This is a genomic window from Mycobacterium sp. TH-M103 (genome assembly GCF_057473785.1).
This window is the reverse complement of sequence record NZ_JBYCLG010000072.1, coordinates 1-23,993: the sequence shown is the minus strand read 5'-3', so window position 1 is coordinate 23,993 and position 23,993 is coordinate 1. Positions and strand designations below refer to the sequence as shown.

At 68.6% G+C, this 23,993-nt stretch carries 18 protein-coding genes; 3 read left to right on the top strand and 15 right to left on the bottom strand.

Annotated features, from left to right (window positions below):
• Positions 1–431: 431 nt before the first annotated feature.
• The 14 genes from eccA to AC2VOR_RS04270 form a co-directional block, all read right to left on the bottom strand.
• Positions 432–2,264 (bottom strand): type VII secretion AAA-ATPase EccA, encoded by a 1,833-nt coding sequence (gene eccA, locus AC2VOR_RS04335; protein ID WP_486963257.1) that lies wholly within the window; start codon positions 2,262–2,264, stop codon positions 432–434.
• Entirely contained in the window at positions 2,261–3,466 is a 1,206-nt protein-coding gene (gene eccE / locus AC2VOR_RS04330) for a type VII secretion protein EccE (protein ID WP_486963256.1), read from the bottom strand. The genes eccA and eccE overlap by 4 nt, the downstream gene beginning before the upstream one ends.
• 13 nt (positions 3,467–3,479) lie before the next feature.
• On the bottom strand, positions 3,480–5,276 hold the full coding sequence (mycP, locus tag AC2VOR_RS04325) for a type VII secretion-associated serine protease mycosin (protein WP_486963255.1): 1,797 nt from the start codon (positions 5,274–5,276) through the stop codon (positions 3,480–3,482).
• Positions 5,254–6,765, bottom strand: coding sequence for a type VII secretion integral membrane protein EccD (gene eccD, locus AC2VOR_RS04320; RefSeq protein ID WP_486963254.1), 1,512 nt, complete (start codon positions 6,763–6,765; stop codon positions 5,254–5,256). The genes mycP and eccD overlap by 23 nt, the downstream gene beginning before the upstream one ends.
• Positions 6,766–7,033: 268 nt before the next feature.
• Positions 7,034–7,936: an ESX secretion-associated protein EspG gene (locus tag AC2VOR_RS04315; RefSeq protein ID WP_486963253.1), complete on the bottom strand. Its 903-nt coding sequence runs from the start codon at positions 7,934–7,936 to the stop codon at positions 7,034–7,036.
• Between the two features lie 87 nt (positions 7,937–8,023).
• Positions 8,024–8,308: a WXG100 family type VII secretion target gene (locus AC2VOR_RS04310; protein ID WP_421529040.1), complete on the bottom strand. Its 285-nt coding sequence runs from the start codon at positions 8,306–8,308 to the stop codon at positions 8,024–8,026.
• A gap of 50 nt (positions 8,309–8,358) precedes the next feature.
• A complete protein-coding gene (locus AC2VOR_RS04305) occupies positions 8,359–8,655 on the bottom strand; it encodes a WXG100 family type VII secretion target (RefSeq protein WP_144947330.1) in 297 nt (98 codons plus the stop codon).
• Between the two features lie 284 nt (positions 8,656–8,939).
• On the bottom strand, positions 8,940–9,239 hold the full coding sequence (locus AC2VOR_RS04300; RefSeq protein WP_421529039.1) for a PE family protein: 300 nt from the start codon (positions 9,237–9,239) through the stop codon (positions 8,940–8,942).
• Between the two features lie 475 nt (positions 9,240–9,714).
• A complete protein-coding gene (locus AC2VOR_RS04295; protein ID WP_421529038.1) occupies positions 9,715–10,890 on the bottom strand; it encodes a PPE family protein in 1,176 nt (391 codons plus the stop codon).
• A gap of 323 nt (positions 10,891–11,213) precedes the next feature.
• A complete protein-coding gene (locus AC2VOR_RS04290; RefSeq protein WP_421529037.1) occupies positions 11,214–12,299 on the bottom strand; it encodes a PPE family protein in 1,086 nt (361 codons plus the stop codon).
• A gap of 373 nt (positions 12,300–12,672) precedes the next feature.
• Positions 12,673–13,920 carry a PPE family protein gene (locus AC2VOR_RS04285; RefSeq protein ID WP_421529036.1) on the bottom strand — a complete coding sequence of 416 codons (1,248 nt, stop codon included), beginning with the start codon at positions 13,918–13,920 and terminating at the stop codon, positions 12,673–12,675.
• A 12-nt stretch (positions 13,921–13,932) separates the two neighbouring features.
• Entirely contained in the window at positions 13,933–14,232 is a 300-nt protein-coding gene (locus AC2VOR_RS04280; protein WP_144947324.1) for a PE family protein, read from the bottom strand.
• Between the two features lie 75 nt (positions 14,233–14,307).
• A complete protein-coding gene (locus tag AC2VOR_RS04275) occupies positions 14,308–15,555 on the bottom strand; it encodes a PPE family protein (protein ID WP_421529035.1) in 1,248 nt (415 codons plus the stop codon).
• 459 nt (positions 15,556–16,014) lie between these two features.
• Entirely contained in the window at positions 16,015–16,209 is a 195-nt protein-coding gene (locus AC2VOR_RS04270) for a ferredoxin (protein ID WP_421529034.1), read from the bottom strand.
• 206 nt (positions 16,210–16,415) lie between these two features.
• On the opposite strand from AC2VOR_RS04270, the gene AC2VOR_RS04265 reads away from it, so the two are divergent.
• The 3 genes from AC2VOR_RS04265 (at position 16,416) to AC2VOR_RS04255 (ending at position 19,995) form a co-directional block, all read left to right on the top strand.
• A complete protein-coding gene (locus tag AC2VOR_RS04265) occupies positions 16,416–17,582 on the top strand; it encodes a cytochrome P450 (RefSeq protein ID WP_421529033.1) in 1,167 nt (388 codons plus the stop codon).
• Positions 17,572–18,732, top strand: a complete 1,161-nt coding sequence (locus AC2VOR_RS04260) for a cytochrome P450 (RefSeq protein WP_421529032.1) — start codon at positions 17,572–17,574, stop codon at positions 18,730–18,732. The genes AC2VOR_RS04265 and AC2VOR_RS04260 overlap by 11 nt, the downstream gene beginning before the upstream one ends.
• A gap of 87 nt (positions 18,733–18,819) precedes the next feature.
• Entirely contained in the window at positions 18,820–19,995 is a 1,176-nt protein-coding gene (locus AC2VOR_RS04255) for a cytochrome P450 (RefSeq protein WP_421529031.1), read from the top strand.
• Between the two features lie 43 nt (positions 19,996–20,038).
• Here the strand turns inward: AC2VOR_RS04255 and eccCa are convergent.
• Positions 20,039–23,993 (bottom strand): type VII secretion protein EccCa (eccCa, locus tag AC2VOR_RS04250; protein ID WP_486963252.1); only part of this gene is annotated, 3,955 nt, incomplete at its 5' end.

The window sequence follows — 23,993 nt, the reverse complement described above, 5'->3', positions numbered from 1 at the left end:
CGAGGATGCGGGCCTTGTACTCGGCGGTGAACGTGCGCCGCCGCGCCCGAGCACCTGGATCGGGCACGTTGTCCACTTGGTCATTATCACTGCACCCCTCCAGGGATGCGATCGTCATAGTCACGGAAAATGGTGATCCTGTCTCGCCCTGTAGCGATGATTGGCTACTGCTGCTGTCTCACTTAACCCTGTCACACAGGGTCACTCCGCGAACTCGATACCGCAACTTATCCAGGTGCAAACAGGTCAAAATTTTGGACCGGGCGGTGGTTACCACGGGCGCGGGGTCGCTCGACGGCGCGGCGTATGTCGACCGGCCGGAGGTTGCCGGCCTAGCCGAACAGGTCGTTGCGGCCTGCCGCCACCGGTGATCGCACACGCTGTTGGCCCACCGAACAGACCGAGCTGACCGCGCGACCGGTATACCTCAGCTAGTCGGGCTTCTTCTCGGCCACGGCAGCGCCGAGGCCCTCGGCGAGGTCCTCGCGGGTCAGCTCCTTGAAGCGGCGCAGCTGCGCCTCGCTGAACTCGGTGAGATCGCTGGATAGCACCGCGTCGAGGTCCTCGTCGTCGAGGCGGAAGCTGCGGTGATCGCGGGCCTTCTCTACGACATTGCGCACGAAACCCGCATTGCCCAGGATGTCGATTCCGCGAATCAGGTCCCCGTCTTCGGAGTAGCTCTCGTCGAGGTAGAACTTTGTGTACGACGGCAGCAACGCCGCGGCCGCTTCGTCGGTGATGACGTCCTCGTTCTCCTTCCCCATCAGTTTGGTCAGCGCGACCAACTCCTCCGGGGTGTAACTGAAGAATTCGATGACCGTCGAAAAGCGCCGCCGCAGACCCTGATTCACGTCGAGCATCTTCTCCATCGCCTTGGCGTAGCCCGCACCGAAGACCACCAGCTCGTCGCGGTGGTTCTCCATGTACAGCAGCAGCGTGTTGATGATCGCGTTGCCGTAGGGGTCGCCCTGGGAGTAACCCTTCTCGTGCAGGGTGTGCATCTCGTCGAAGAACACCGCGCCGCCCAAGGCGCCCTCGAGCATTTCCTCGGTGTTCTTCTCCGCGTCGGCCATGTAGCGGCCCAGCAGCTTGGTACGGCTGGTTTCCACCACCACCGGCTTGCGCAGCACGGTCAACCCGCAGAGTTGTTTGCTGAAAGCCCTTGCCACTGAGGTCTTTCCGGTCCCGGGAGGGCCCAGCAGCAAGGTGTGTCGCGAGGTCACGGGCACCGGCAGGCCCATTTTGGCGCGGGCCATGTTGACCTTGGTCGTCGACTTGATGAGCTTGATCTCGCGCTTGGCGCGCTCCATGCCGAGCATCGCGTTGAGTTCGGCGTCGCCTTCGGCCAGGTACTTCGCCGCCGCCTCCGCGTGGCGAGCGGCCTCCGCCTGGGCCCGGGTGGGTGCGCTGTCGGGATCCCACGGGTCCGTGCGGGCCTCTATGGTTTCCGGATCGGTCAGGATCAGCCGGAAGTTGGGGTTGTCCAACGCCTCTCGGGCCGGCGTGAACTTCGGGTCGCGCGAGTACACCCGCCGCAGCAGCTCGACGGCCTCCTCTTCGCGACCGACATGGCGCAGGCACATGCCTTGGGTGTACAGGGCGATGTTGGCCGCTCCCGGCACCCGGTCGCCCTCGATGGCGTCCTGCCCGCGCCGGAAAGCCTCCTCGAACACGCCGAGCGATGCCAGGGCGGTGGTCGCCATCGCCGCGCCCGCCGCCTTCAACTCGGGGTGGCGCCAGGTTTTCCCTTCGGGAAATTGGGCGAGCACGTCGGGCCAGCGTCCGGTGCGGAAGAACAGCACCCCGCGCACATAGTTGACGAGTTCCTCGTCGAAGGCGTGGCGCGGCTCGATGCTGTCGAGCAGCTTCGCCGCCTCCTCGTAGCGCTTGGCCTCGGCCAGAACGGCGGCGTAGGCGCACGCCAGCGACTCCACACTGGTGACCGCTAGCTTCAGGAACAACCCATCGGACACCTCGGGACGGAACTGCAGATCCGTGACGCCCAGGCGGCGGGTCTCCCAGCCGAAGGTCCGCACCGCCGCCCATGCGCCGGCGAGCACCTCGATGCTGTGGTCACCGGCGAGGATTCGCGCCAGCCAGCCGTCGCACATCGACGGGTCAAGGCTGGTCGCGGTGGTGAACATCTGCGCCGCCACCTGCGGGTTGTTGCTGGGCTGCAGCCCGTTGACGGAGATTCCGGACGCCAACAAACCGGCGATCATGGCGTTACGGGCGTCTTCGGCGGTGGTCTGCGGGCGTGTCATTGCCCCGTGGGCACGCTTTCCGTGTCTTCGCGGACCTGGCCCACCGGCAGCACCAGGTCGTCGTCGGCGAGGAACTCGCGGCTCGGCACGACGAGCATGGGCCGGGTCGCCGGCGCGGGCAGGCTGGCGCGCACCGCGGCCAGCTGGCGGCCAGTGAGCCTGTTGAGGCCCGCAGACAACTCCTTGGGCAGCTTGCCCTCGCTGTGGTAGCGCACCCAGGCCGACAGCCGGGGCTGCCCGCTGCGGCTGTTGAGCCGGATCGTGATCACGGTCGCGCCGACGTCCGGGTCGTCGGTGAGCAGAAGCTCCTCCAGCGACTCGGTGGTGATGTCCGACGGCGTCAACCAGAAGCTGGTCGCGAAGCCGTTGAAATGCTTGAGATGACGCCAGCCGGGTCGGCTCCAGGTCGCTTCCAGGTCGGCCAGCACGGCTTTGTCCACCTCGGCGAGTTCCTCGGCGGTCAGCGGCTTGGCCACACAACTCTGCCCGTCGAGATCCTGGGCGATCCGTTCGGTCGCCGCCACCAGCGTCGAGGCGAGCGAATCGCGGGCCGCCACCGCGGCGACATTGCGCTGCGGGTCCATCCGCAGCACCAGCCAGGTCTTGCGCACATACGACGTCGGGCGATCGCCGACCAGCCCCCACTCCTCGGGACCCCAGTCGTCGAGCGCCGACAGCTCCGCCGCGTTGCCCCCGCGGCGCACCTTCACGGTGACGATGTCGACGTCATCGAGATGGATGTCGAATTGCTGCAGTTGTTCGGCGACCGCCTGCACCGGCAGCGTGGCCGAGGTCGAACGGTGGCGGTGGCGCGCCGCCGAGTCGTCTTCGCCGCTGTCGATCCCGATCACCGCGACCAGATGGCCGGCGTACTCACGCACCCCGACCTTGTCGCGCCCGAAGCGGCGCTGGTAGTCGACAGCCGGCGTGCATCCGGTGGCCAGCGCCGTGCCCGGGTCGGCGGACCAGTCCCACACCCAGGCGGCCAATCCGGAGATGACCGTGATCCCGTGGTAGGTGATCAACGACAACAGGGTGACCAGCGTGGCGAGCCCCACACCGACCCACCACGCCACATGGTGATCGGCCTGCCAGGAATCCGGGCAGTGGCTCGCCACGATCAGGATCGCGATGTCGACCACGAACACCGCGGTGACCCGTGGCCAGGACAACGACAAACCGAACCTGCGCTGAGCCTTCATTACCGTCCCGCCCTCATCGCTGCTTACGCGAGCGCTTCATCAACATCGTGACACCAAACACCGCGCCGCCTATCAGCAACGCCGCGGTCAGCCCCCCTGCGGCCACCCAGACCGGAACCTCGTCGCGAGGCGGGGCCGGCTTGGGTATGTTCAGCGGCGCCGAAAGATGTTGCGGCGGCTTTGCCGGGCCGTCGGGGACGTCCCAGGTCAACGCGGCTACCGGGTCAACGACACCGTACCCGACCTGGTTGTCCACGCCACGCGCGGGCGCCCGGGCCGTACGGGTCAACCGATTGATGATCTGGTGGGACGACAGCTCCGGGTATTTCGCGCGCACCAGGGCGGCCACCCCGGAGACGATCGCGGTCGAGAAGCTGGTGCCGCTGGGCACCAGCAGCGTGTTGTCCGGCCCGTCGATCGCGTTGATCAGGCCGTCGTCACGCGGCGACAGTCCCACCACGTCGGTGCCCGGCGCAGCGATCCCGACCCAGGGACCGGCGATGCTCGACGAGCCCTGTCCCTGACCGCCCTGGCTGAGGGGACGGCCGTCGTTGTTGACCGCACCGACTGTGAGGACGTAGTCGCTGAACCAGGACGGCGTCACGACGGTGGTCACGGCGCTCCAGTCGCGCGGATCGTTGGGTTGCAACGGGTCGAACAGCGGGTTCTGCTTGCAGTCCTTTTTGCTGCTGTCGCCGGCGGCGGCCACGATGACGACGTTCTTGTCGAGCGCCGCGTAGCGGACCGCGGCACCCAGCGAGCGCTGGTCGACGATATTGCGCGCGCTCATGCAGGTCACGTCGGAGATGTTGATGACCTGGGCGCCCATGTCGGCGGCGTGCACGATCGCCCGCGCCATCGTCTCGACGTTGTCGATCTTCGCCTGGGTCTGCGGATCCTCGTCCCCGGTATAGGCGTCCTTGAGGCCGAACGCCTGGCTGGACTGCCGGATCGAGATGATGTCGACGTCCGGGGCGATGCCGCTGTAGGCGTCGGAGGCCTGCGTCGGCAGCGCCGGCTCGAGCGGACGGGGGCCCCGCAGGTTGTCGACCCTGGTCACGTGCGCGCCACCCGAGTAGCTCGGGATGGTCACCGTGCCGCCGCCCTCGTGGTTGGCCGCCGGACCTTGCCCAGCAGGTGGTTGCTGCGTGGATGGTGAGGGCGGCGGTGGAGGTGGAGGCGGTGGAGCTCCGAACGGCGGTGGAGGTTCTTCCGTCGGCGGAACCATCGTGACCGTTTGCGGCAGCGGCGACAACGTCACCGTCTGCGGCGGCGGCGCCTTGGGCGGCGGCTCGGTCGTCGGAATGGTGACGGGCTTGCGGGGGGCGGCGGGCAGCGGTACCGCTCCGCTGGCCGGTGCCGCCCCGATCATCGACGCGACGATGGTGCCGTGCGCGTCGCAGTCGGACAAGCCGTCCCCGCCCATGATGTAGTCGCCGCCGGGGATCAGGTGGGGAAGCCGGGGGCTCGGAGTGACACCGGTGTCGATGACGGCCACCTTCACACCGGCGCCGCGGCCGAACTGCCACGCCTCGGGCAGGTTCAGCATGTCCATGTACTCCGGCGGCAGCTTGAAATCGGACCCGGGCAGCACGCCGACCTCGGTGCAGTAGGCGGTCTGCTTCATCGGCGCAGGCGGTCCGGGCGGACCGTTGGGTGGCACCGCGTCAGGGTCGATCGTCGGTGGGGAGATGGCATAGGCGGGCGGTAGGCCCGCCAACGCACCCGAGGTGAGCAGGAGCGCGGCGACCGTCGCACGGGTCGCGCGACCGCGCCACACCCTACGGTTAGCGGTATCGGATCGCTGCATAGACATTCATCAACCACAATGCCAGCGGGAAGATCGGCATCAAGCAAAGGTATTCAATCCACTCCACGAACTTGCGGAACAGCGGGCTGTAGATGGTGTTTGGCACGACCGCGGCCGCGGTCAGGCCGGCCGCCGGCAGCAGCACCAGGATCGCCACGCTGATGGAGATCGCCAGCGGGGACTGCAGCACGATCGCGTATCTCCCTACCACGGCCGCGACGATGATCACGGACGTACCGGCCAGGGTGATCGACTGCCAGCGGTCGACGTAGGAGCGGCCGCGCAGCATCAGGAAACCGGCGATGAAACCGGTCAGCAGCAACGGCAGCCAGCGCTGCCCCGTGCGCGGGTCGGAGAGCACGGTCAGCGAGAACACCGTGAGCACGCCCAGTCCGACGAGCAGACCCGTCAGGAACGAGCGCGCGCGCTCGGCTTGCAGCACCACATCGCGGACCGACGCCGGCCCCTCCAACACCGGCGGCCCGCCTTCGGAGCGCGCCACCGTGGTGGGCAGGTCGGGGCGAGCCTCGAAGACCCATCTGCTGGTGGCCGACGGGAAGACGGGCAGCCGGATGCCCGCCAGCCGGCGGGACAGGGCCGGCGCGGCGTGGTAGACGAGCACGCACGCCAGCACGATGCAGGTGAACATGGTGACCGTGCTGATCATCGCGACCATCCGCGCCAGACTGGCAACCGTCGCCACCGCGCTGATCGTGACGATCGCGGTGTAGACCCCCAGCCGCCGGCCGGTGAAGCGCAGGGCGAGCGCGGCCGCGACGGCGAGCACACCGAAGCCGAGCACGGCCTGCGGCGATCCCGCGCTGCCGGGAGGCGCGCCGGCGGCGGCGACGGTGAGTGGCGCGAGGCCGCTCATCAGCATGGTGTCGCCGACGAGGCGTTCGGCCTGCGTCTTGGCCCGCATCAGCAGCATCACGGAGACCGCCGTGACGACGGCGCCGATCAGCGCACCGTAGATGGTGGGCAGCCACGAGTCGTGGTCCCAGCGCCACCAGCCCATCAGCGCCGACGCCGCGACAACGCCGACCGCCACCATGGAGGCGCCGACCTGCACCGCGGCGCCCGGGTCGATCGCGGCGTATCGTTTGCTGAGGTTCGCCGCAACCGCCGTCGAGATGTGTTCGATGACTTGCGACCGGCGCTCGGTGTCCTGGATGAACCGGATCCACAGCCGGTCGCCGTCGTAGACGTCCTGTTCGGTCAGCGACTGGGTGGCCCGTAATGGCGTGCCGTCGACCAGACACAGCGCCCAGCGCCCGCGCCCGGTGGCCTCCAGCGTGGCCTCGCCGAGCTCCCGGAGCCTGCTGTTTACGACCTTCAACAGCGGATCGGTCATCACCGACACTGGGGCGTTGGCGTCCAACAACACGCCGATCTGCACACCCGTACCGGCCATGATGCCGACCACGACCGCCCGAGGCTGTGAGACTCCCTCTACGTCAGCCTGTGGCGCTTCAACTACCGCGGTCATCGCCCTGCACCCCCTGCAATGGTTGATGTGTAACCCCGTGTCCTCAGCCACGCGGGGGCATCGGCTCCTGCACTACCGGAGGCGACGTCGCCGCCCGGCACGTGCAGTTCGACTAATTCGGATTTCATCTGCCTTGCCTCGCGATTAAGAGTTGTGGTGACACTCATTTGGAATTTGCTGATGGTTCTAGAGAAGTATGCCGTGTCCGCATCCTGGCCGCATGTTGTGCGCAAAAGCATTGGTAAACTCTGTGTTTCGTATCCGGGCGTCAAACTCTGCTGTGGGTTTTCCACTCGCCGTAGGGCAGGGTGTCCAGAACGGTCTTGATGCCCACCTGCACGAGCTGGGGTGTTGCCGGGCAGATGGCCAGCCACGCCTCCCCCGAGCCCGCCGTCCGCGCCTGCTGGTACATGGCGATCCGACCGCCCGACCCGTCCTTGAGCGACAGTACGGACGTGCTGGGGCCCTTGGCGTCGTCCCGGTACTGACGGGCGTACACCGCGACCTCGGCGGCGGGGTCGGACAGTGCCTGTCCCAAAGCGGCCACCGTGGCGGCGCTGATGCCCATGCGTCGCAGATCGCCCCCGGAGAACACGTTGAAGCCCGACTCCTGCCAGGATTTCGTCGCCTCGAGCATCTCCTCGAGCGGCACGTTGACCGCGTTGATCGCCGCGGGTTCCGCGTGGTGGATCGATTCCAGGCCATCCATCACCAGCGCCGCGATCGAGGCACTGTCGGCGACGGCGACGTCGTCGACAGTGATGTCGGGGCCGACCCGAACCGCCGATACCCAGTGCTGCCCCCGCCGGGCCAGCACCACCCGGAACTCGTTGTCGGGGATGTCGCGCGAACCGGGCGGCTGGTCCTCGTCCTCTACCACGCCGTAGAGAAGCTTGCCCCGCGAAAGCAGGGCCACGACCTCGAGGTCCGGCGCGGCGAGCACCCGCATGCGGGCAGCCACTTGCTCGTTCACCTCGTCGTTCTCGACAATGCCCTGCTCGCGCATCACCGCCATGCCGGGATGCTCGTTGAGCCAGTCGTTGGAGTCGGTAGATACGAATGGCCGGCACCGCAACTCCGGCGCGACGTGCCGAATGTCCAGGAGAGCCTGGAGCATCCAGAAACCATCGACGTTGACGGTGATGTCGGTGCGGGTGCTCTGTTGGTCCATCTATCCCTCGAAGGTCGGGTTAATCGGTAACCGCAGGACGCGGCAGCACACCGGTATGTGGTGTGCTGCCGCGCCTGAAGTTGGGGGTTAGGCCCAGCTGGACCCAACGGCGCTGTCGGTGCTGGCCATGTTGCTGCCGGCCGTCTGCACCTTCTGGCCGTGGGCGTTGGCCTGCTCGTAGATCACCTGGAAGTTGCGACCCAACTGGGTGATGAACTCCTGGCAGGCCACCGAACCGGCGCCGCCCCAGAAGTCACCAGCGGCCAGCACATCACGGACGATGGCCTGGTGTTCGGCCTCGAGCGATGCAGCCTGGGCGCGAATGGTGGCACCGTGAGCGTCCACATCGCCGAATTGGTAATTGATTGACATGACGGTGTTCTCCTAACGTCTGGAATGGTACGCAGCCTCGCCTTTTGGCGCTAGCTGCCCAGGATCTGCTGCGAGGCCTGCTCTTGCTGCTCGTAGTTGTTGGCGTCGCGGATCAGCCCGTCGCGCACCCCGTGGAGCATGTTGACGATGTTGCGGAACGCCTGGTTCATCTGGCCCATCGTGTCGTACGAGGTGGCCTGAGCCTGGCCGCTCCAGCCAGCACCGGCGATGTTCATCGACGATGCCCACATCTTGCGGGCCTCGTCCTCGACGGTCTGGGCGTGGACCTCGAAGCGGCCCGCCATCGCACGCATCTCGTGCGGGTCGGTCATAAAACGTGTTGGCATGTTGCCTCTCTCCTTTGTTGTCTTGATGAATTGATTCAGCGCATTGTCGACATGATCGGCGGCGGACCGACGGTTACGTGCTTACGCACCGCCGAACCGCACCCACGAAATTTATGTCCCCCTTCCCGGCAGCCGATGGCTGTCCGGGCGCTGTACCACGGTCGAACGAAGTCAAACCCGAACCACGACGTTTGAGTTGACGGCCCGCTCGATACTGCTGGGCGGTCAATCGGGCACCGGAGCATGCGCCGGTGGTCCCGATCCCCCCCGAATCGCCGATCCGGTCAGCCGGCGGCGACGGCGTTGGCGGCCTCGGTGGCCGCGTACGAGCCGGAGCTCATCGACAGCGTGTTCACGAACATCTCGTGAATCGCCTGCGCCTGCGCGCTCACCGCCTGGTACATCTGCGCGTGCGCGGCGAACTGAGCCGCGGTCAGCGCCGAAATCTCGTCGGCGGCGGCGGGCACCACCCCGGTCGTGGGGGCCGCGGCCGCGGCGTTCTGAGCGCTCATGGTGGCGCCGATGCCCTGCAGGTTCCCGGCCGCCGCAGCCAGAGCTTCCGGCTGTGTGGTCACGAACGACATACTGTTCCCTCCTCGATTAATTTCCAGCAATCGCTCTCGCATGAGAGTAGATGACTACGTAGCCCCAGGTTGCCTTCAGCGTCCCGTGTTCGCAACTGTTCACGAAACGGCACGCCGAATTCACCTTCGGTAACGTCAGGGTAACAGCGGCCGGCCCCGCTCGGGAGGTCTCACAACACAGTCACAGCAATCGTGCGTTTGCGGGACTGCAGGTAGACGGGCCACGGTGCCGCCGGACGGTGGTGAGGTGGTGAAAATCCGGTGTCCTGCCACGCGGCCCGGTGACCCGGCAAAGGCCCGAGAGGGGATGCCCACCACCCCTGTCCGGCATGGGCGACGCACGTCAACTGCGGTCGATCGACTGCCCGGCCGGGCCGTAACCGGCCAGCAACGCTTGCCGGGCGCGGCTCCGTCCCATCGCCGGGCCTTTCGTTTCGGCGCCGCTCCCGCACCAGGATCGGCCACCAGGGGCTAGCTAGCCGGCAAACGGCGGCCGCGCCATGACGGTGGGGCGGAACCCGTAGCGCGGCCCCGCCCCGGGTGCGCCGCCCGGTGCGGTCAGCGGCACACCGCCGAAAAGGTGGCCGGTCCCGAGGTCGGGTGCCTCCCTGACGTTGCTGACCGCCCGTGGCTCCAAGGCGGGGCGAGGCGCGGGCGCGGCCTCACTCCAGAGGGACGGAACCGAGAGCCTGCCGACCGGTACGGCCTCGCCGAGCCGGGCGGTGACGGGCGCGGCGGCGCCGCCCAGCAGTCCGCCCAGCCCGCCCAGGCCTGGTGCGGCCTTCGTTGATCCGCCGGCGGCTGTGGTCGCCGGGCCACCGATGGCCCCCAGGCTCTTGGCGACCTGGACGAAGGAATTGCCCATCCCGACGCCGAAATAGGGCAGCCCCTCGGTGTTGTAGAGGAAACCGGCGTAGGGCGTGTAGGCGGTCAGCAGCGATTGCAGGCTTGTCGGGAAGCTCGGCGTCCCGAAGACGGTCTGCCACAGCCAGGACAACGGGCCCGACGACGAGGCCAGATGGTTCCCTTCGCCCTGCAGGGGGGATGACAGCGGCGCCGCCAGGCTTTTCAGCCGAGCGGTGATCTGGCCGATCAGATCGTGTAGCGCGCTCTGTCCGGAGGCCGCCGGGCTTTCCCCGGCCACGGCGAACGCGGTCACCGACGACGCGCTCGCCGACGATCCGGCGTAGGCGTACATCGCCGCGGCATCCCGGGCCCACATCTCGGCGTAGCCGGACTCCAGCGCCGCGATCGCGCCCGCGTTTTGGCCAAGCAGGTTGGTGGACGTCAGGCGCGCGAGCGTCGCACGGTTGGCCGCGATCGCCGGCGGGGGCACCATCGAGGAGAATGCGGTCTCGAACGCCGCCGCAGCCGCCCTGGCCTGGGTCGCCGCCTGCTCGGCTCGCGTGGCCGTGGTGCCGAGCCACGCCACGTACGGGGCGACCTTTTCGGCCATCGACGTCGACGCAGGCCCCAGCCACTCCTCACTCCCCAGTGCGATCACCGTCTGCGCATAGCTCAGGGCCGCCGCCGCCAGATCAGCGGCGAGGGCATCCCATGCCGAGGCCGCCGTCATCAGCGAGGCGGAACCCGGCCCGGCATACATGCGCCCGGAGTTGATTTCGGGCGGCAGCGATCCGAAGTCAGTCATGGCCGGCCGCCGTCGCGGGCGCACCTGCATCCGGCATGTCGCCGCTCCCCTGGATCGTCGTGCGGGGTCCCCCGTTCGGCGGTGCCCCGGCTGAACGCGACGCTAGTGCGGCCGGGCCGGTCTGCGGGCCGGCCGGGCCGGTGCCCGGCTCGCCGCGACGGGCCGTTCCCGCCGCGCCCCGGCGCCGTGGCGAGGTTCCGAGTGTGCCGTGTGATCTGCGGATACCGGCGGGGGCCGCGCTCGGCGGCGCCCGTCGCGCCGGCGGCCCCCCGGCGGCGCGCTGCAATAAAATCCGGTCGCGGGAAACGGTGTCGGGCGTGGCGCTACCCGGCGGACGGCGGCCGCACGAGGACGCTGCGCCTGAACCCGTACTCGCGGGACGAACCGACTGCTGCGCGACGTGCGGCGCCGCCCGTCGGGACCGCACGCGGCGGACCGCCGGCCCTGCCCTGCAGGTCGTCGGCACGGTCGACGCCCACGGCGCCGGCGGCCGGTTCGCGCGGCGAGCCGGGTGAATGGGCCCAGGCCGGCGGCACGGAGAGCCGCCCGACGCGGTCGGCCGAGCCCACCCGGGCGCCCACCGGCCCGGGGCCACGGAGGCCGAGGCGGGCGAACCGGGGCGTCGGATACCAGGCCCCGCCGGCGCCGGCGGTCGATCCGCCCGCGCCGAACGTCAGTTGTTGTCCGATCTGGGAGCCGAACGTCGCGATCCCCTGCCCGAGATAGGCGAGGCCGGGGAATGCGCGGAACACGGCCTGGCGCTGGTTGGGGCCGACGGAGCCCAGCAGCTGAACCAGGTGGTTGCCGTTCACTTCGGCGCCGTAGGCAGTCGACTGTACCGAAAGTTGTTGCAGCAGTTGCGGGACGGCGTCGAGCCCCGCCGGGTCAACGCGCTGTGCCGGCTCGGCGAACGGACGCAGTCGCGTGGCGGTCGCCGAGTCGGCGGCGTAGTCGTACATCGAGGTCGCGTCCTGCGCCCACATCTCGGCGTACTGGGCTTCCAGGGCCGCGATGGCGGCAGCGTTCTGCCCGAAGAAGTTGGTCGCGACCAGCGTCGCGGACGTCGCCCGGTTGGCGGCGATCACGGGCGGGGGAACCGTCGAGGAGAACGCGGTCTCGAAAGCGGCCGCGGCCGCCCGGGCGCGATCGGCGGTCTCCCCGGCCGCTGTGGCTGCGGCACCCAGCCAGGACACGACGACGGCGGCCGAGGCCGCCATGGACCGTGACGCCGGCCCCAGCCACGGCGAGCCGCTCAACTCGGCGATGACGCTCGCCCACCCGGTCGCCGCCGAATCCAGTTCGGCCGCAAGGCCGTCCCACGCGCCGGCCGCCGCCATCAGGGAACCCGACCCCGGGCCGGCGTACATCCGGCCCGAGTTGATCTCCGGCGGCAGCGCCCCGAAGTCCATGGCTAGCGAACGCCGACGTCGAACGACATGTGGGGCCTCGCAAGCTGTCCGGGGAGACGAGTTCTCCCAATCTCTTGCCTGCGAGGCTAGATCGGCGCGCTCCCGTACCGGGACGCCCGACGGTCCGTGCCCACCGCACGCGCACCGGCCCGACGCCGAGGTGCCGCATCTCGCCGGAGCCCGCCGCACACGCGCTGAACAGCACCGATGCCACACCGCCGGGCGCGCCTGGACCGGAGGTTTCGGTGCGGTCGCCGAGGGCGGCTACGGGTAAAAATCCGGCCGCGGATAACACCTGCGCCGAAACGCCGACGGGTGCCGTGCCGACGGCGCTGAGCGCATCGGCACGGCACCCGACCGGGTCGGTCGATCGTTACCCGGCGAAGGGCGGGCGCGCCATGACGACGGGCCGGAACCCGTACCGCGGCCCGGACCCGACCCCGCTGCCGGCGCCGGCACCGGCCAGCGGCATGCCGCCGAGCACGTTGCCGGGTCCGCCACTGGCTGCGGCCTCGGGGGCGGCGCTGACGGTGCTGACCAGCTGGGCAGGGGTGTGCGCCAGCGGCGCGGTGGCCCCCGACCAGGACACCGGCACAGCGAGCTTGCCAATGGAGGCCGCGTTGCCCATGGACGCCGTTGCCGACGCCGCGTGTGCGGCGACGCCGCCGCCACCGCCGAGCAGGCCGCCCAGCCCGCCCAGACCAGGCAGGGACTTGGCGGCACCGGCGGCCGCGGGCGCGACACCGCCCAGTGCACCCGTGGTCTTGGCGATCTGGATACCGAAGTTGCCCATACCAACGGAGAAGTAGGGCAGACCTTCCGTGTTGTACCAGAGGGCCGAGTAGCTGTTGTAACCGGTGACGAACGTCCCGATGTTGTTGGGCAGCACACTTTGACCACTGATGACGAACCACAGCTCTTGGAGCAAGGGGTTGGCGTTCTGGAACTGCGTCATCATGTTGGTGGTCGAGGTCGGATTCGAGAGGCCCTGCAGTGTGCTCGGCAGCGACGAGATGATGTTCTGCAGGTTGTTGGTGGCCGGCCCGCCCGCCGCGGTAGTGGTGGCGGCGGTCTGCAGGCTTTGGGCCGCGGGGTTGGCGATGGCCGGTGCGTTCTTGTAGGGCGTCACCTTGGTCGCCGTCGAGGACTGGGCCGCATAGGTGTACATCGCGGTGGCGTCCTGAGCCCACATCTGGGCGTACTGGGCCTCCAACTGGGCGATGATCCCGGTGTTTTGCCCCAGCACGTTGGTCGCGATCGCCTGGGCCGTCTCGGTGCGGTTGGCCGCCACCAGCGGCGGGGGCACCGTGGCCGCCAGCGCGCTCTCGTAGGCCGCCGCGGCCGCCCGCGCCTGGGCGGCGGCCTGCTCGGCCTGGGCCGCGGTGGTGCTCATCCACGCCACATAGGGCGCGACGGCCGCCGCCATCGAGGCCGAGGCCGGCCCCAACCACTCCTCGCTGCTCAGGGCGGTGACCACCTTGTCATAGCCCAGCGCCGTGGAGTTCAACTCCGCGGCCAGCCCGTTCCACGCCGAGGCCGCCGCCATCAGCGACGACGAACCCGGACCCGAATACATCCGCGCGGAGTTTATCTCCGGCGGAATGGCACCAAAATCAATCACCTTTGACCTCCTCTAGCCGGTCGCGGCCGCGTTGGCCGCCTCGGTCGCCGCGTACGACCCCGAGCTCATGCCCAAGGTGTTGACGAACATCTCATGAATGGCCTGCGCCTGAGCGCTCACGGCCTGGTACATCTGCGCATGTGCGGCGAACTGCGCCGCGGTCAACGCCGACACCTCGTCGGCCGCCGCGGGCACCACCCCCGTAGTGGGGGCCGCCGCCGCGGCGTTCTGGGCGCTCAGCGTCGAGCCAATCCCCTGCAACGTCCCCGCCGCCGACGCCAACGCCTCCGGCTGCGTAGTCACGAACGACATGCGATCTCCTTTCCAAAAATCTTCGCGCTCAACAGCTTCCGAGTTTCAGTCTTATGGTCATGGTCGTGTCCGGGCCTATCCGGCCGAAGGTGGCCGCACCACCACGCTGTAGCGGAACCCGTACTTGTTGACGTACCCGGAGGCGGCCCGCCGGCCCCCCGTCCCGAGCGGCATGCCGCGGAGGATGGCGTTGCCGGGTGCGTTGTTCGCCGCAGCGTGGACGGGGGTGCCCTCCACACCCTTGACGCTGGAGCTGACCTCCGTCGCCGGTGTGGCCGGCGTGGTCCATCCCGACGGCACCGACAGGCCCCCGACCCGACCGGCCCCACCCGTGCTGGCCGACACCGCCGAGACGCTGTGGGCGCCGAGGCCGAGCTGCGCGAACTGCGGTGTCGGATACCAGTAACCGCCCGCGCCGGCCGTGGTACCGGCGCCGAACACCAGCTGCTGTCCCTCCTGGTACCCGTGGTAGCTCGTACCGTAGCCGTTGTACACCTGCAGCAAGTTGTGGAACAACGTGTAGTAGGTCGCCTGATTGATCCCGGAGGTGTTCCACGCGGTGGGGATCTGGTTCAGCGGCCATGGCAGCGCCGCCGGGTTCGTGGTGGCCGTCGTGAGCATGTTCTGCAGCTGCTGCAGCGGCTGCGGCAGCGCGGTGGCCGCCGAGATCGCGTGCGGCGTCACCGCCGCCGGCACCAGCTGCGGGGTGGTGGTCGCGGTGGTCTGCGCGGAGTTGCCGGCCGGGGTGGCGACCGCCTGGGCAACCGCCATTGCCTGGTCGGCACCCGCGTTCGGGGTGGTGGTCTTCGGCGGGGAGTTGAACGGCACCAGCTGCGAGGCGGTCAGCGACGACCCCAGGTAGCCGTACATCGCCGCCGCGTCCTGCGCCCACATCTCCATGTACTGCGCCTCGGTGGCCGCAATCGCCGGGGTGTTCTGCCCGAAGAAGTTGGTCGCAATAAACATCAGCAGCAATGCGCGGTTCGCCGCGATCACCGGCGGCGGCACCGTCATCGCGAACGCGGTCTCGTACGCGCCCGCGGCCGCCCGGGCCTGATTGGCGGTCTCCTCGGCCTGACCGGCCGCCGCGCTGAGCCAACTCACATACGGCGCAACGGCGGACATCATCGAAGCCGACGCCGGCCCCACCCATGGTCCACTGGTCAATTCCGTCATCGTCGAACCGTAACCGGCGGCGGCCGTGCTCAGCTCGGCCGCCAATCCGTCCCAAGCCGACGCGGCGGCCATCATGGGCGCCGATCCAGGACCCGTGTACATGCGACCGGAATTGATTTCGGGCGGTAGCGCCCCGAAGTCAAACACCGTGCCCTCCCTCATTGGGCCGTGGCCGCCACGCGACCCCGACGTTCGAACAAGACCTAGCGGAGACCGCGGTCACGGCCTCGTCACATTCGCTACTTCCGGGCCGCTGAGCCGGTGGAGCTTTGAGCTGTGGGTTCACAGTTAGCAAATCCAGTCGAGGGGCGGACCCAAACAAGTTGGCGTGTTGGTTCGCTGTGCCGGACTAGTGATCCCTCAACGGGATTCCCGTGAGCCCGGTCACGAGCGGCGCGCACATCCTGTCTGGACACCCCCATAGTCAGCAACCGAGCGACAGCTCGCTTGTGGGCTGACCTGTCGCTCGCCAAAGACATTAACCCGTTATAAGCGGGACACCGACCTGAGACGCCAACTGTTCATTACCCGCCGACCACTGTTCACTCGAAGTCAACTGCCGTTCATTTGCCGTTTGCTCGGCTGTCGACTGAGCGGATATTTCCGTCAATCCTCGTCGAGGACCAGCGCCATTTCCGGGCAGGAGGCCACACCTTCGCGCGTCAGCTCCTCGTCCTCGGGCCGTACCTCGTGCTCCTCGAGGATCGAATATCCCGAGTCGTCGATCGGGAACAGCTCCGAACTGACGGCGTAACACTGTGCGTGCCCTACACATTTCGACTTCTCGAGACGAACCTTCACCTGAGTTCCTTCTTCGGCGGCCCGACGAGCGCGCCAGGTCGGATTGACAACTCGCTAGGTAGATTAGTCGGTCGGTAGGGTTTGGCAGATGCCCGCACCAAGGCCCACGGCCTCAGCGGGGCGTAGCGGCCGAGATCCGATCGGTGCGGCTTCGCTGCGGCTGCCGTATGGGCGGTCACGAACAAGATAGGCGGACACCAGCGCGCATGAGCATTCTCGACGACTGGCAGCCGGGCGCCTCTCCCATGCCGCGGCTGGAGTATTCGACGCTGCCGATGGCCGAGGACCGGGGCGCCGGATGGAAGACGCTGCGCGATGCCGGACCGGTCGTGTACATGAACGGCGCCTACTACCTGACCCGCCGCGAGGACGTGCTGATGGCGCTGCGCGAGGCCAACCTGTTCTCGGCGCAATTGGCGCTGCAGCCCCCCGGTAGCCCCGTGCCCGTGCTGCCGTCGGCGTTCGATCCGCCCGAGCACACCCGCTACCGCAAGATCCTGCACCCGTACTTCAGCCCGGAGGGCCTGAGCAAGTCGCGGCCCGTGCTGGAGCGCCACGCCAGGGACATGATCGCGGCCCTGGCGGGGCGCGGCGAGTGCGAGGTGATGGCCGAGTTCGGGCGGCTCTACCCCTATCAGGTCTTCATGGACCTCTACGGCCTGCCGCTGCAGGACCGCGACCGCGTGATCCGCTGGAAAGACGCCGTGGTGACCGGCAAGTCCGAGGGGGACGAGCTGTACGCCTATTTTGCCGACGTCATCGAGCGACGCCGCCAGAACCTGGGCTCCGACCTGTTGTCGCAGATCATGACCGGCCCTGGCGAGCTCACCGATCTCGAGCTGCTCGGGATGACGCACCTGCTGATCCTGTCCGGTCTGGACACGGTGGCCGCGGCGATCGGGTTCTCGCTCTTCGAGCTGGCGCGCAGGCCGCAGCTGCGCGCCCAGATCCGCGAAAATTCAAGGCAAACAAGGGTTTTCATCGAGGAGATCGTCCGGCTGGAGCCGTCGGCGCCGGCTGCGGCCCGGGTCACCACCGACTTCGTCAAGGTGGGCGGCATGACGCTGCCCCCCGGCACACCGGTGCGGTTGTGCACGGCGGCCATCAACCGCGACGGCAGCGACGAGATATCCACCGATGAGCTGGTCGTGGACGGAAAGATGCACCGGCACTGGGGGTTTGGGGGTGGTCCGCACCGGTGCCTGGGCTCGCATCTGGCCCGGATAGAACTGACCATCATCGTCGGCGAGTGGCTCAGGCAGATCCCCGACTTCGAACTGCCCGAAGGCTACGTGCCGGAGATCCCGTTCCCGTCGAAAACCTTCGCGCTCAAGTCATTGCCGCTGCACTGGAACTCAACGCATGAGCGCTGACGGCGAATACCAGTCGGGGGCGTTCCAAATGCCGCGGCTGGACTACGCGGCGTTGCCGCTCGGCAGGGACCGAGGCGCCGGATGGAAGGCGTTGCGGGACGCCGGGCCGGTCGTGTACATGAACGGCCACTACTACTTGACCCGCCGGGAGGACGTGCTCGCGGCGCTGCACGATCCCACGCTCTTCTCGACCCGACTGGCGCTGCAGCCCGCCAGCAGTCCGGTGCCGGTGGTGCCGTTGGCGTTCGACCCGCCCGAGCACAAGTTCTACCGCACGATCCTGGACCCCTACTTCAGCCCGCAGGCGGTGGGCAGGTCCCGGCCGGTGCTGGAGCGCCACGCCGCCGACATGGTCGCGAGCCTCGCCGGCCTGGGCCGGTGCGAGGCAATGGCCGACTTCGCGCGCCTCTACCCGTTCCAGGTGTTCATGGACCTCTACGGGCTGCCGCTGGAGGACCGGGACCTCGTGATCGGCTGGAAAGACGCCGTGGTGGCCGGCAGGTCCGACGCGGGCCAGGGCGAGGCGTTGCTGGCATATTTCACCGACGCCGTCCGGCAACGTCGTCGCAGCCCCGGCGCCGACATGCTCTCGCAGGTCCTGAACGGGCCCGGCGAACTCAGTGACCTCGAAGTGCTCGGCACGGTCTTCCTGCAGATCCTGGCCGATCTGGATGTGGTGGTCGCGGCGATCGGATTCTCGCTGTTCGAGCTGGCACGGCGGCCCGCGTTGCGCGGTGGGCTGCGTGAGGACGCCAGGCAGGTACGGGTGTTCGTCGAGGAGATCATCCGGCTGGAGCCCTCGGCGCCGGTGGTGGCCCGGGTCACCACCGACTTCGCCAAGGTGGGTGGCATGACGCTGCCCCCGGGCACACCCGTGCGGCTGTGCATCGCCGCGATCAACCGTGACGGCAGCGACGAGATGTCCACCGACGAACTGGTGATGGACGGAAAGGTGCACCGGCACTGGGGGTTCGGCGGCGGGCCGCACCGCTGCCTGGGCTCCCACCTGGCCCGGCTCGAGCTCGCCGTGATCGTCGACGAATGGCTCCGGCAGATTCCCGACTTCGAACTGCTGCCGGGCTACACTCCGGACGTCGAATTCCCGTCGAAAGCGCTCGCGCTGAAATCGCTGCCGTTGCGCTGGGGCTGACCCGGTCACCGGCGCCCGAGGGGCGCCGATGCAAGATTGGTGTGCCATCACGCCCCGAAGACACCCTCAGCAAGCGGAGAACAGAGCATGAGCGCTCCCGAGCAAGGCCAGCCCGGCTCGTTCTACCTGCCGCGCCTCGAGTACTCGAAGCTGCCAATGGACCAAGACCGCGGCGTCGGATGGAAGGCGTTGCGCGACGCCGGGCCGGTGGTCTACATGAACGGCCACTACTACCTGACGCGGCGGGAGGACGTGCTGGCGGCGCTGCGCAACCCCAAGGTGTTCTCCTCGCGGCTGGCGCTGCAACCCCCGGGCAGCCCCCTGCCGGTGGTGCCGTTGGCGTTCGACCCGCCCGAACACACCCGTTACCGCAAGGTGCTGCAGCCGTATTTCAGCCCGCAGGCACTCAGCAGATCCCGGGCGGTGCTCGAACGCCATGCCGCCGAGATGATCGGGGCGTTCGCCGCGAGGGGCGAGTGCGACGCTATGGCGGACCTCGCCCGGCTGTACCCGTTCCAGGTTTTCCTCGATCTCTACGGACTGCCCCTCGAGGACCGGGACCAGGTGATCGCCTGGAAGGACGCGATCGTGACCGACAAGCCCTACCTCACGCAGGAGGACTTCGCCGAGGGCAACAAGTTGTTGACGTATCTCGCCGAGGCGATCCGGCAACGGCGGGAGAATCCCGGTTCCGACATGTTGTCGCGGGTGATGACCGGCCCGGGCGAATTCACCGACCTCGAGCTGTTGGGCATGACCCACCTGCTGGTGCTGGCGGGTCTGGACACGGTCACCGCGGCGATCGGGTTCTCCCTGTACGAACTGGCCCGCAGGCCCGCGCTGCGCGCCCAGCTCCGCGGCAACCCCAAGCAGATCCGGGTTTTCATCGAGGAGATCGTCCGGCTGGAGCCCTCGGCGCCGGTCGCGCCCCGGGTGACCACGGAGGTCGTCACCGTCGGCGGCATGACGTTGCCGGCGGGCACACCGGTGCGGTTGTGCATGGCCGCGGTCAACCGCGACGGCAGCGACGAGACCTCCACCGACGAACTGGTGATGGACGGAAAAGTGCACCGGCACTGGGGGTTCGGCGGCGGGCCGCACCGCTGTCTGGGCTCGCACCTGGGCCGGATGGAACTGACGGTGGTCGTCGGGGAATGGCTCGACCAGATTCCCGATTTCGAGCTGCCCGCGGACTACATTCCCGAGATCGCGTTCCCGTCGAAGACGTTCGCGCTCAAGGCGTTACCGCTGCGCTGGGGCTGACCCGGCCAATCCAGGCCGCCCCAGCGCAACGATCGCGAACTCTCTACTTGCGCACCTCGGTCGCCGCCACCTGCACGAACACACCGGTGTCCTCGGCCATCAGCAGGCCACGGCCACGGGGCAGCGGGCCGCCCTTCATCTTGCCGCGGATGAAGCCCTCGTCGGGGTCGGCGTCCATCACCAGCAGCGGTGCGTTGGCCTGGTGCAGCGCTCGCAGCATCGGGTCGCTGCCCGCCGAGGACCAGCCACCGAAGGATCGGGTGGCGATCACGTGCAGGCCCACGTCGGCGGCCCTGGTCACCCACGGGACGGCCTTGTGCAGCGGCGAGTCGAACCCCGTCGGGAGCTGCTGGATGTCGTCGACGATCAGGAAGATCTCCGGGCCGCTCCACCACGACCGCGAGAGCAGCTGCTCGGCCGAAAGGCCGGGCGGCGGCTCGCGGCCCGCCAGGACCGCCGCCAACTCGCCCATCATCGCCTGGACGCCGTCGAGGTTGTAGGCGAACTTCTCCACGTAGTCGGAGCCCAGCGCCGTCAACAGTTGACGGCGCGGGTCGACCAGCCAGACCTGAGCCGAACGTTGCGACGTGGCGGGCGCACTGGTGGCGCCCGGGGCGTACAGCCGCCCGATCTCGGCCATGATGGTGGCCAACGTGGTGGTCTTCCCGCATTCGCGTCGGCCCGTGATCATCAGGTGCGAGTTCTCGCCGAAGTTGAGATAGACCGGGTTAAGGTCCAGCTCCGAGATCGCCCATGCGATGCCGCCGGCGCCGACACCCTGGCGGGTGTCCCGGGCGGCCAGCTCCCGCACCTGCTGCACGCCGAACGTGGCTGGCAGCCGGCGCACCGGCGGGGCCTGGCCGCTGGTCAGCCTGCTGACCGCTTCGACGATGCTGTCGGACTCGAAGGTGTTGTCGGGTGTGCTGGCCAGCGCGGGCCGGGCGACCAGGGTGTGCAGACCTGACTGCGGGTCGGCGTCGAGGCGGACGTAGTTCACGGCGACCATGCCGCGGCCCGGCTTGACCGGCACGTCCTTGGCGAACCGGGAACGCACCAGCTTGGCGTCCTCCACCGCGGCCAGCCGCAACTCGACACGCGAACCGAAGCCGCTGCGCACCGGCGGGCGCAATTCCGACTCGCGGTCGGCGGTGACGATCACGTGCACACCGAACGAAGGGCCCTGGTTGATGATCAGGTTGACCTGTTCGATCAGGACCTCGTTCTCCTCCGCGAGCGCCCGGTAGTTGTCGATCACCAGGTAGACGTCGCCGAACACGTCGGGCACGGGACCCGAGGCGCCACCGAACTTGCGGCGCCGGAACACCTCCATCGAGGCGATCCCGTATTCGAGGAAGGTGCGCTTGCGGTCCCGCACCAGCGCCAGCAGCTCGGCCACGGTGCGGCGCACGCCGTAGGGGTCCGTGGGACCGACCACCTCACCCACGTGGGGCAGCTGCGCGACCGTGGTCAACGCGGTGCTGCTGTAGGCCAGGCAGTAGAACTGGACCTGCTCGGGGGTGTGGGTCAGCGCGGCCGAGCAGATCAGCGTCTGCAGCGCGGTCGTCTTACCCGAACCGCCTGCGCCCAGGATCAGGACGTTGGAGCCGGGGCCCGAGGTGTCGACCGTCCACGGCGGCTGGTCGTGCTTGAACGGGCGGTCGATGATACCGATCGGGAAGACCAGGTCGCGCGCCGTTCCGTAGTCCTGTTGCCACGGGTGCCCGAGGAACCGGTTCACCAAGTCGTCAATGGCGACGGGCTGGTTTAGCGGCGGCTGCCACAGCCGGTAGGGCTCGAACGGGATCTTGCGCAACTGGTCGATGATCACCGTACCGACCTTCGGTACCCGGATGCCCTCTTCGTCCTCGTCCTCGGCCTCGACGGGCAGCGGCGGCTCGGCCGACTCGCCGTTGGTCGGGATCGCGACCTGGTCCGGTCCCCCGACGCTGACCTCGAGCGGGGTGAAGGCGTTGGTGAACAGCTGCGGGCGCACGTAGTCGATGCTGTGCACCAGCGCGGGCGCTTCGTCGCCGTCGATCGTGACCCCGCGCGGAACGAAGTCGCGCCACAGGAACTCCGCCTGGAACCGGACGATGTCCTCGAGGCTGCGGCGGAAGTAACCCAGGCCGGCCTGGGCGGGCAGGTTCACCGCGTTGGGCACACCGGCCGCCTGGGCCGCGCCCGCGGTGCGGGCCTTCAACACCAGGCGGTAACCCATGTTCTCCATGAGCTTTTCGGCCCGGCTCTCGATGGTCTGCGACGCCATCATCAGGTGGATCCAGTAGGCACGGCCCTGGCGGCCGATCGAGTCGAGGACGTCGACCGCAGTCGGCATGATGCGGAACCACTCGTAGAACTCGTCGATGACGACCACGAGCATCGGCAGCGGCGGCATGTCCTGGCCGCGGGCGCGCATCCGGAGGCGCACCGAGTTGTACTCCTTGGCATCGTCGACGCCGGCGCTGTCGCAGATCGCCTTGCGGCGCGCGATCTCGCCCCACAGCGCGTCCAGGAAGCGCTCCATCAGCGCCTGGTCCTCTTCCAGGTCGGTGATGATGCGCGACACGTGCGGCACTCCGGCGAACGGCTTGACCGCCGATCCACCCTTGAGGTCGGCCAGCACGAACTGCAGTTCCTCCGGCGGGTGGCTGAGCATCAGCGACTCGATCACGGTCCGCACCAGGGTCGACTTACCCGAACCCGTCGTGCCGGACATGACGCCGTGCGGGCCGTCGCCGCCTTCGTCCAGCGACTTCATGTCCAAGAACAGCAGTTCGCCGTTGTCGGAGCGATTGCCGAACGGCGCGCGCAGCCGCGACCGGCCCATGTGGTCGGAGCGGCTGCCCCACAGCGCGTGGAAGTCGATGTCGGCCGGGTCGTCGATGCCGTAGTAGGCCAGGATGTCGCGGGCGCCGATGTGGGCGACGCGCTGGCCGATCTCCTCGTACGCCTCGGCGAGCCGCCAGCGCGCCAGCTTCTGCGCGAACTCCTCGGCCTCCTCGAGGCTGAAGTGGTCGGTGAGCGCGAAGAACCACGGCTTCTCGTCGATCACCATCCAGGTGTCGCGGTCGCGGGGCAGCGCCTCGATGATGCCCGTGTGATCGAAGCTGAGGATCCGCTCGGGGACCGAGGTCCACATGGAGGACCCGGTCAGGTCGAAGAAGGTGACCCCGTCGATGCCCTCGGCGCTGATCACGAACTCCCACTGGGGATCTGCGGCGTCGGCGATGATCACGGTGTGCGGCGTCGGCGTCTGCGCCGAGGAGCTGGCGTGCCGGGGCGTGAACGAGCCGCGACCGGCGAACAACTCGGCCTGCTCGGCGGCGAACTCGCGCACCGAGCCGTACACCATCCGCGCGTTGCCCGCCGCGTCGTGACGCCGGGGGTCGCCGAAGTGGGGCAGCCACTTCACCCAGTCCCACTCGTCGAGGTCGGAGCTCACCACGATCATCTGGACGTGGTCGGGGCCGTGCGAGAAGGCCAGCTGGCAGATGATCGCCCGCATCAGTCCCAGCACCTGCTCGCGCTCCCCGTTCAGCGCGTACCACGGCTCGACCAGCAGCGAGATCATCTTGGGCAGGTTGTAGACGACGCTCTGGTAGCGCCCGAACTCCTGCAGCGCCTTACCGGTCACCGGTTCGAGCTCGATGTCGGTCGGCATGTTCTGGGGCTCACCCCAGGTCACCTCGGGACGCGTCATGCCCACGCCGACCCGGACGACACCGAAGTTGAGGTCCTTGCCGTCGGGCTTGCGCTCCCACATCCGCGGCGAGCCGACGGCGGCCGAGAGCGTGTCGGGCGCCGGGTGGAACCACCGGTAGTTGGCGTCCATGCTGTCGGCCGACTCGTGGGCGGTCTCGCGCAGCATGTCCAGCATCAGCATGAACTGCGCGCGCATCGCGTCCAGCTTCGGCCGGCTCATCTGCTGCTGGCCGCCCATCCGGCCGCCGAACATCATCATCATCATCCCGCCGACCATGAAGATCGGGAAGATCGAG

Bases quoted from the DNA above. Each gene is read 5' to 3' on its own strand.
- eccA (WP_486963257.1), bottom strand. From the start codon at position 2,264: ATGACACGCCCGCAGACCACCGCCGAAGACGCCCGTAACGCCATGATC.
- eccE (WP_486963256.1), bottom strand. From the start codon at position 3,466: ATGAAGGCTCAGCGCAGGTTCGGTTTGTCGTTGTCCTGGCCACGGGTC.
- mycP (WP_486963255.1), bottom strand. From the start codon at position 5,276: ATGCAGCGATCCGATACCGCTAACCGTAGGGTGTGGCGCGGTCGCGCG.
- eccD (WP_486963254.1), bottom strand. From the start codon at position 6,765: ATGACCGCGGTAGTTGAAGCGCCACAGGCTGACGTAGAGGGAGTCTCA.
- AC2VOR_RS04315 (WP_486963253.1), bottom strand. From the start codon at position 7,936: ATGGACCAACAGAGCACCCGCACCGACATCACCGTCAACGTCGATGGT.
- AC2VOR_RS04310 (WP_421529040.1), bottom strand. From the start codon at position 8,308: ATGTCAATCAATTACCAATTCGGCGATGTGGACGCTCACGGTGCCACC.
- AC2VOR_RS04305 (WP_144947330.1), bottom strand. From the start codon at position 8,655: ATGCCAACACGTTTTATGACCGACCCGCACGAGATGCGTGCGATGGCG.
- AC2VOR_RS04300 (WP_421529039.1), bottom strand. From the start codon at position 9,239: ATGTCGTTCGTGACCACACAGCCGGAAGCTCTGGCTGCGGCGGCCGGG.
- AC2VOR_RS04295 (WP_421529038.1), bottom strand. From the start codon at position 10,890: ATGACTGACTTCGGATCGCTGCCGCCCGAAATCAACTCCGGGCGCATG.
- AC2VOR_RS04290 (WP_421529037.1), bottom strand. From the start codon at position 12,299: ATGGACTTCGGGGCGCTGCCGCCGGAGATCAACTCGGGCCGGATGTAC.
- AC2VOR_RS04280 (WP_144947324.1), bottom strand. From the start codon at position 14,232: ATGTCGTTCGTGACTACGCAGCCGGAGGCGTTGGCGTCGGCGGCGGGG.
- AC2VOR_RS04265 (WP_421529033.1), top strand. From the start codon at position 16,416: ATGAGCATTCTCGACGACTGGCAGCCGGGCGCCTCTCCCATGCCGCGG.
- AC2VOR_RS04260 (WP_421529032.1), top strand. From the start codon at position 17,572: ATGAGCGCTGACGGCGAATACCAGTCGGGGGCGTTCCAAATGCCGCGG.
- AC2VOR_RS04255 (WP_421529031.1), top strand. From the start codon at position 18,820: ATGAGCGCTCCCGAGCAAGGCCAGCCCGGCTCGTTCTACCTGCCGCGC.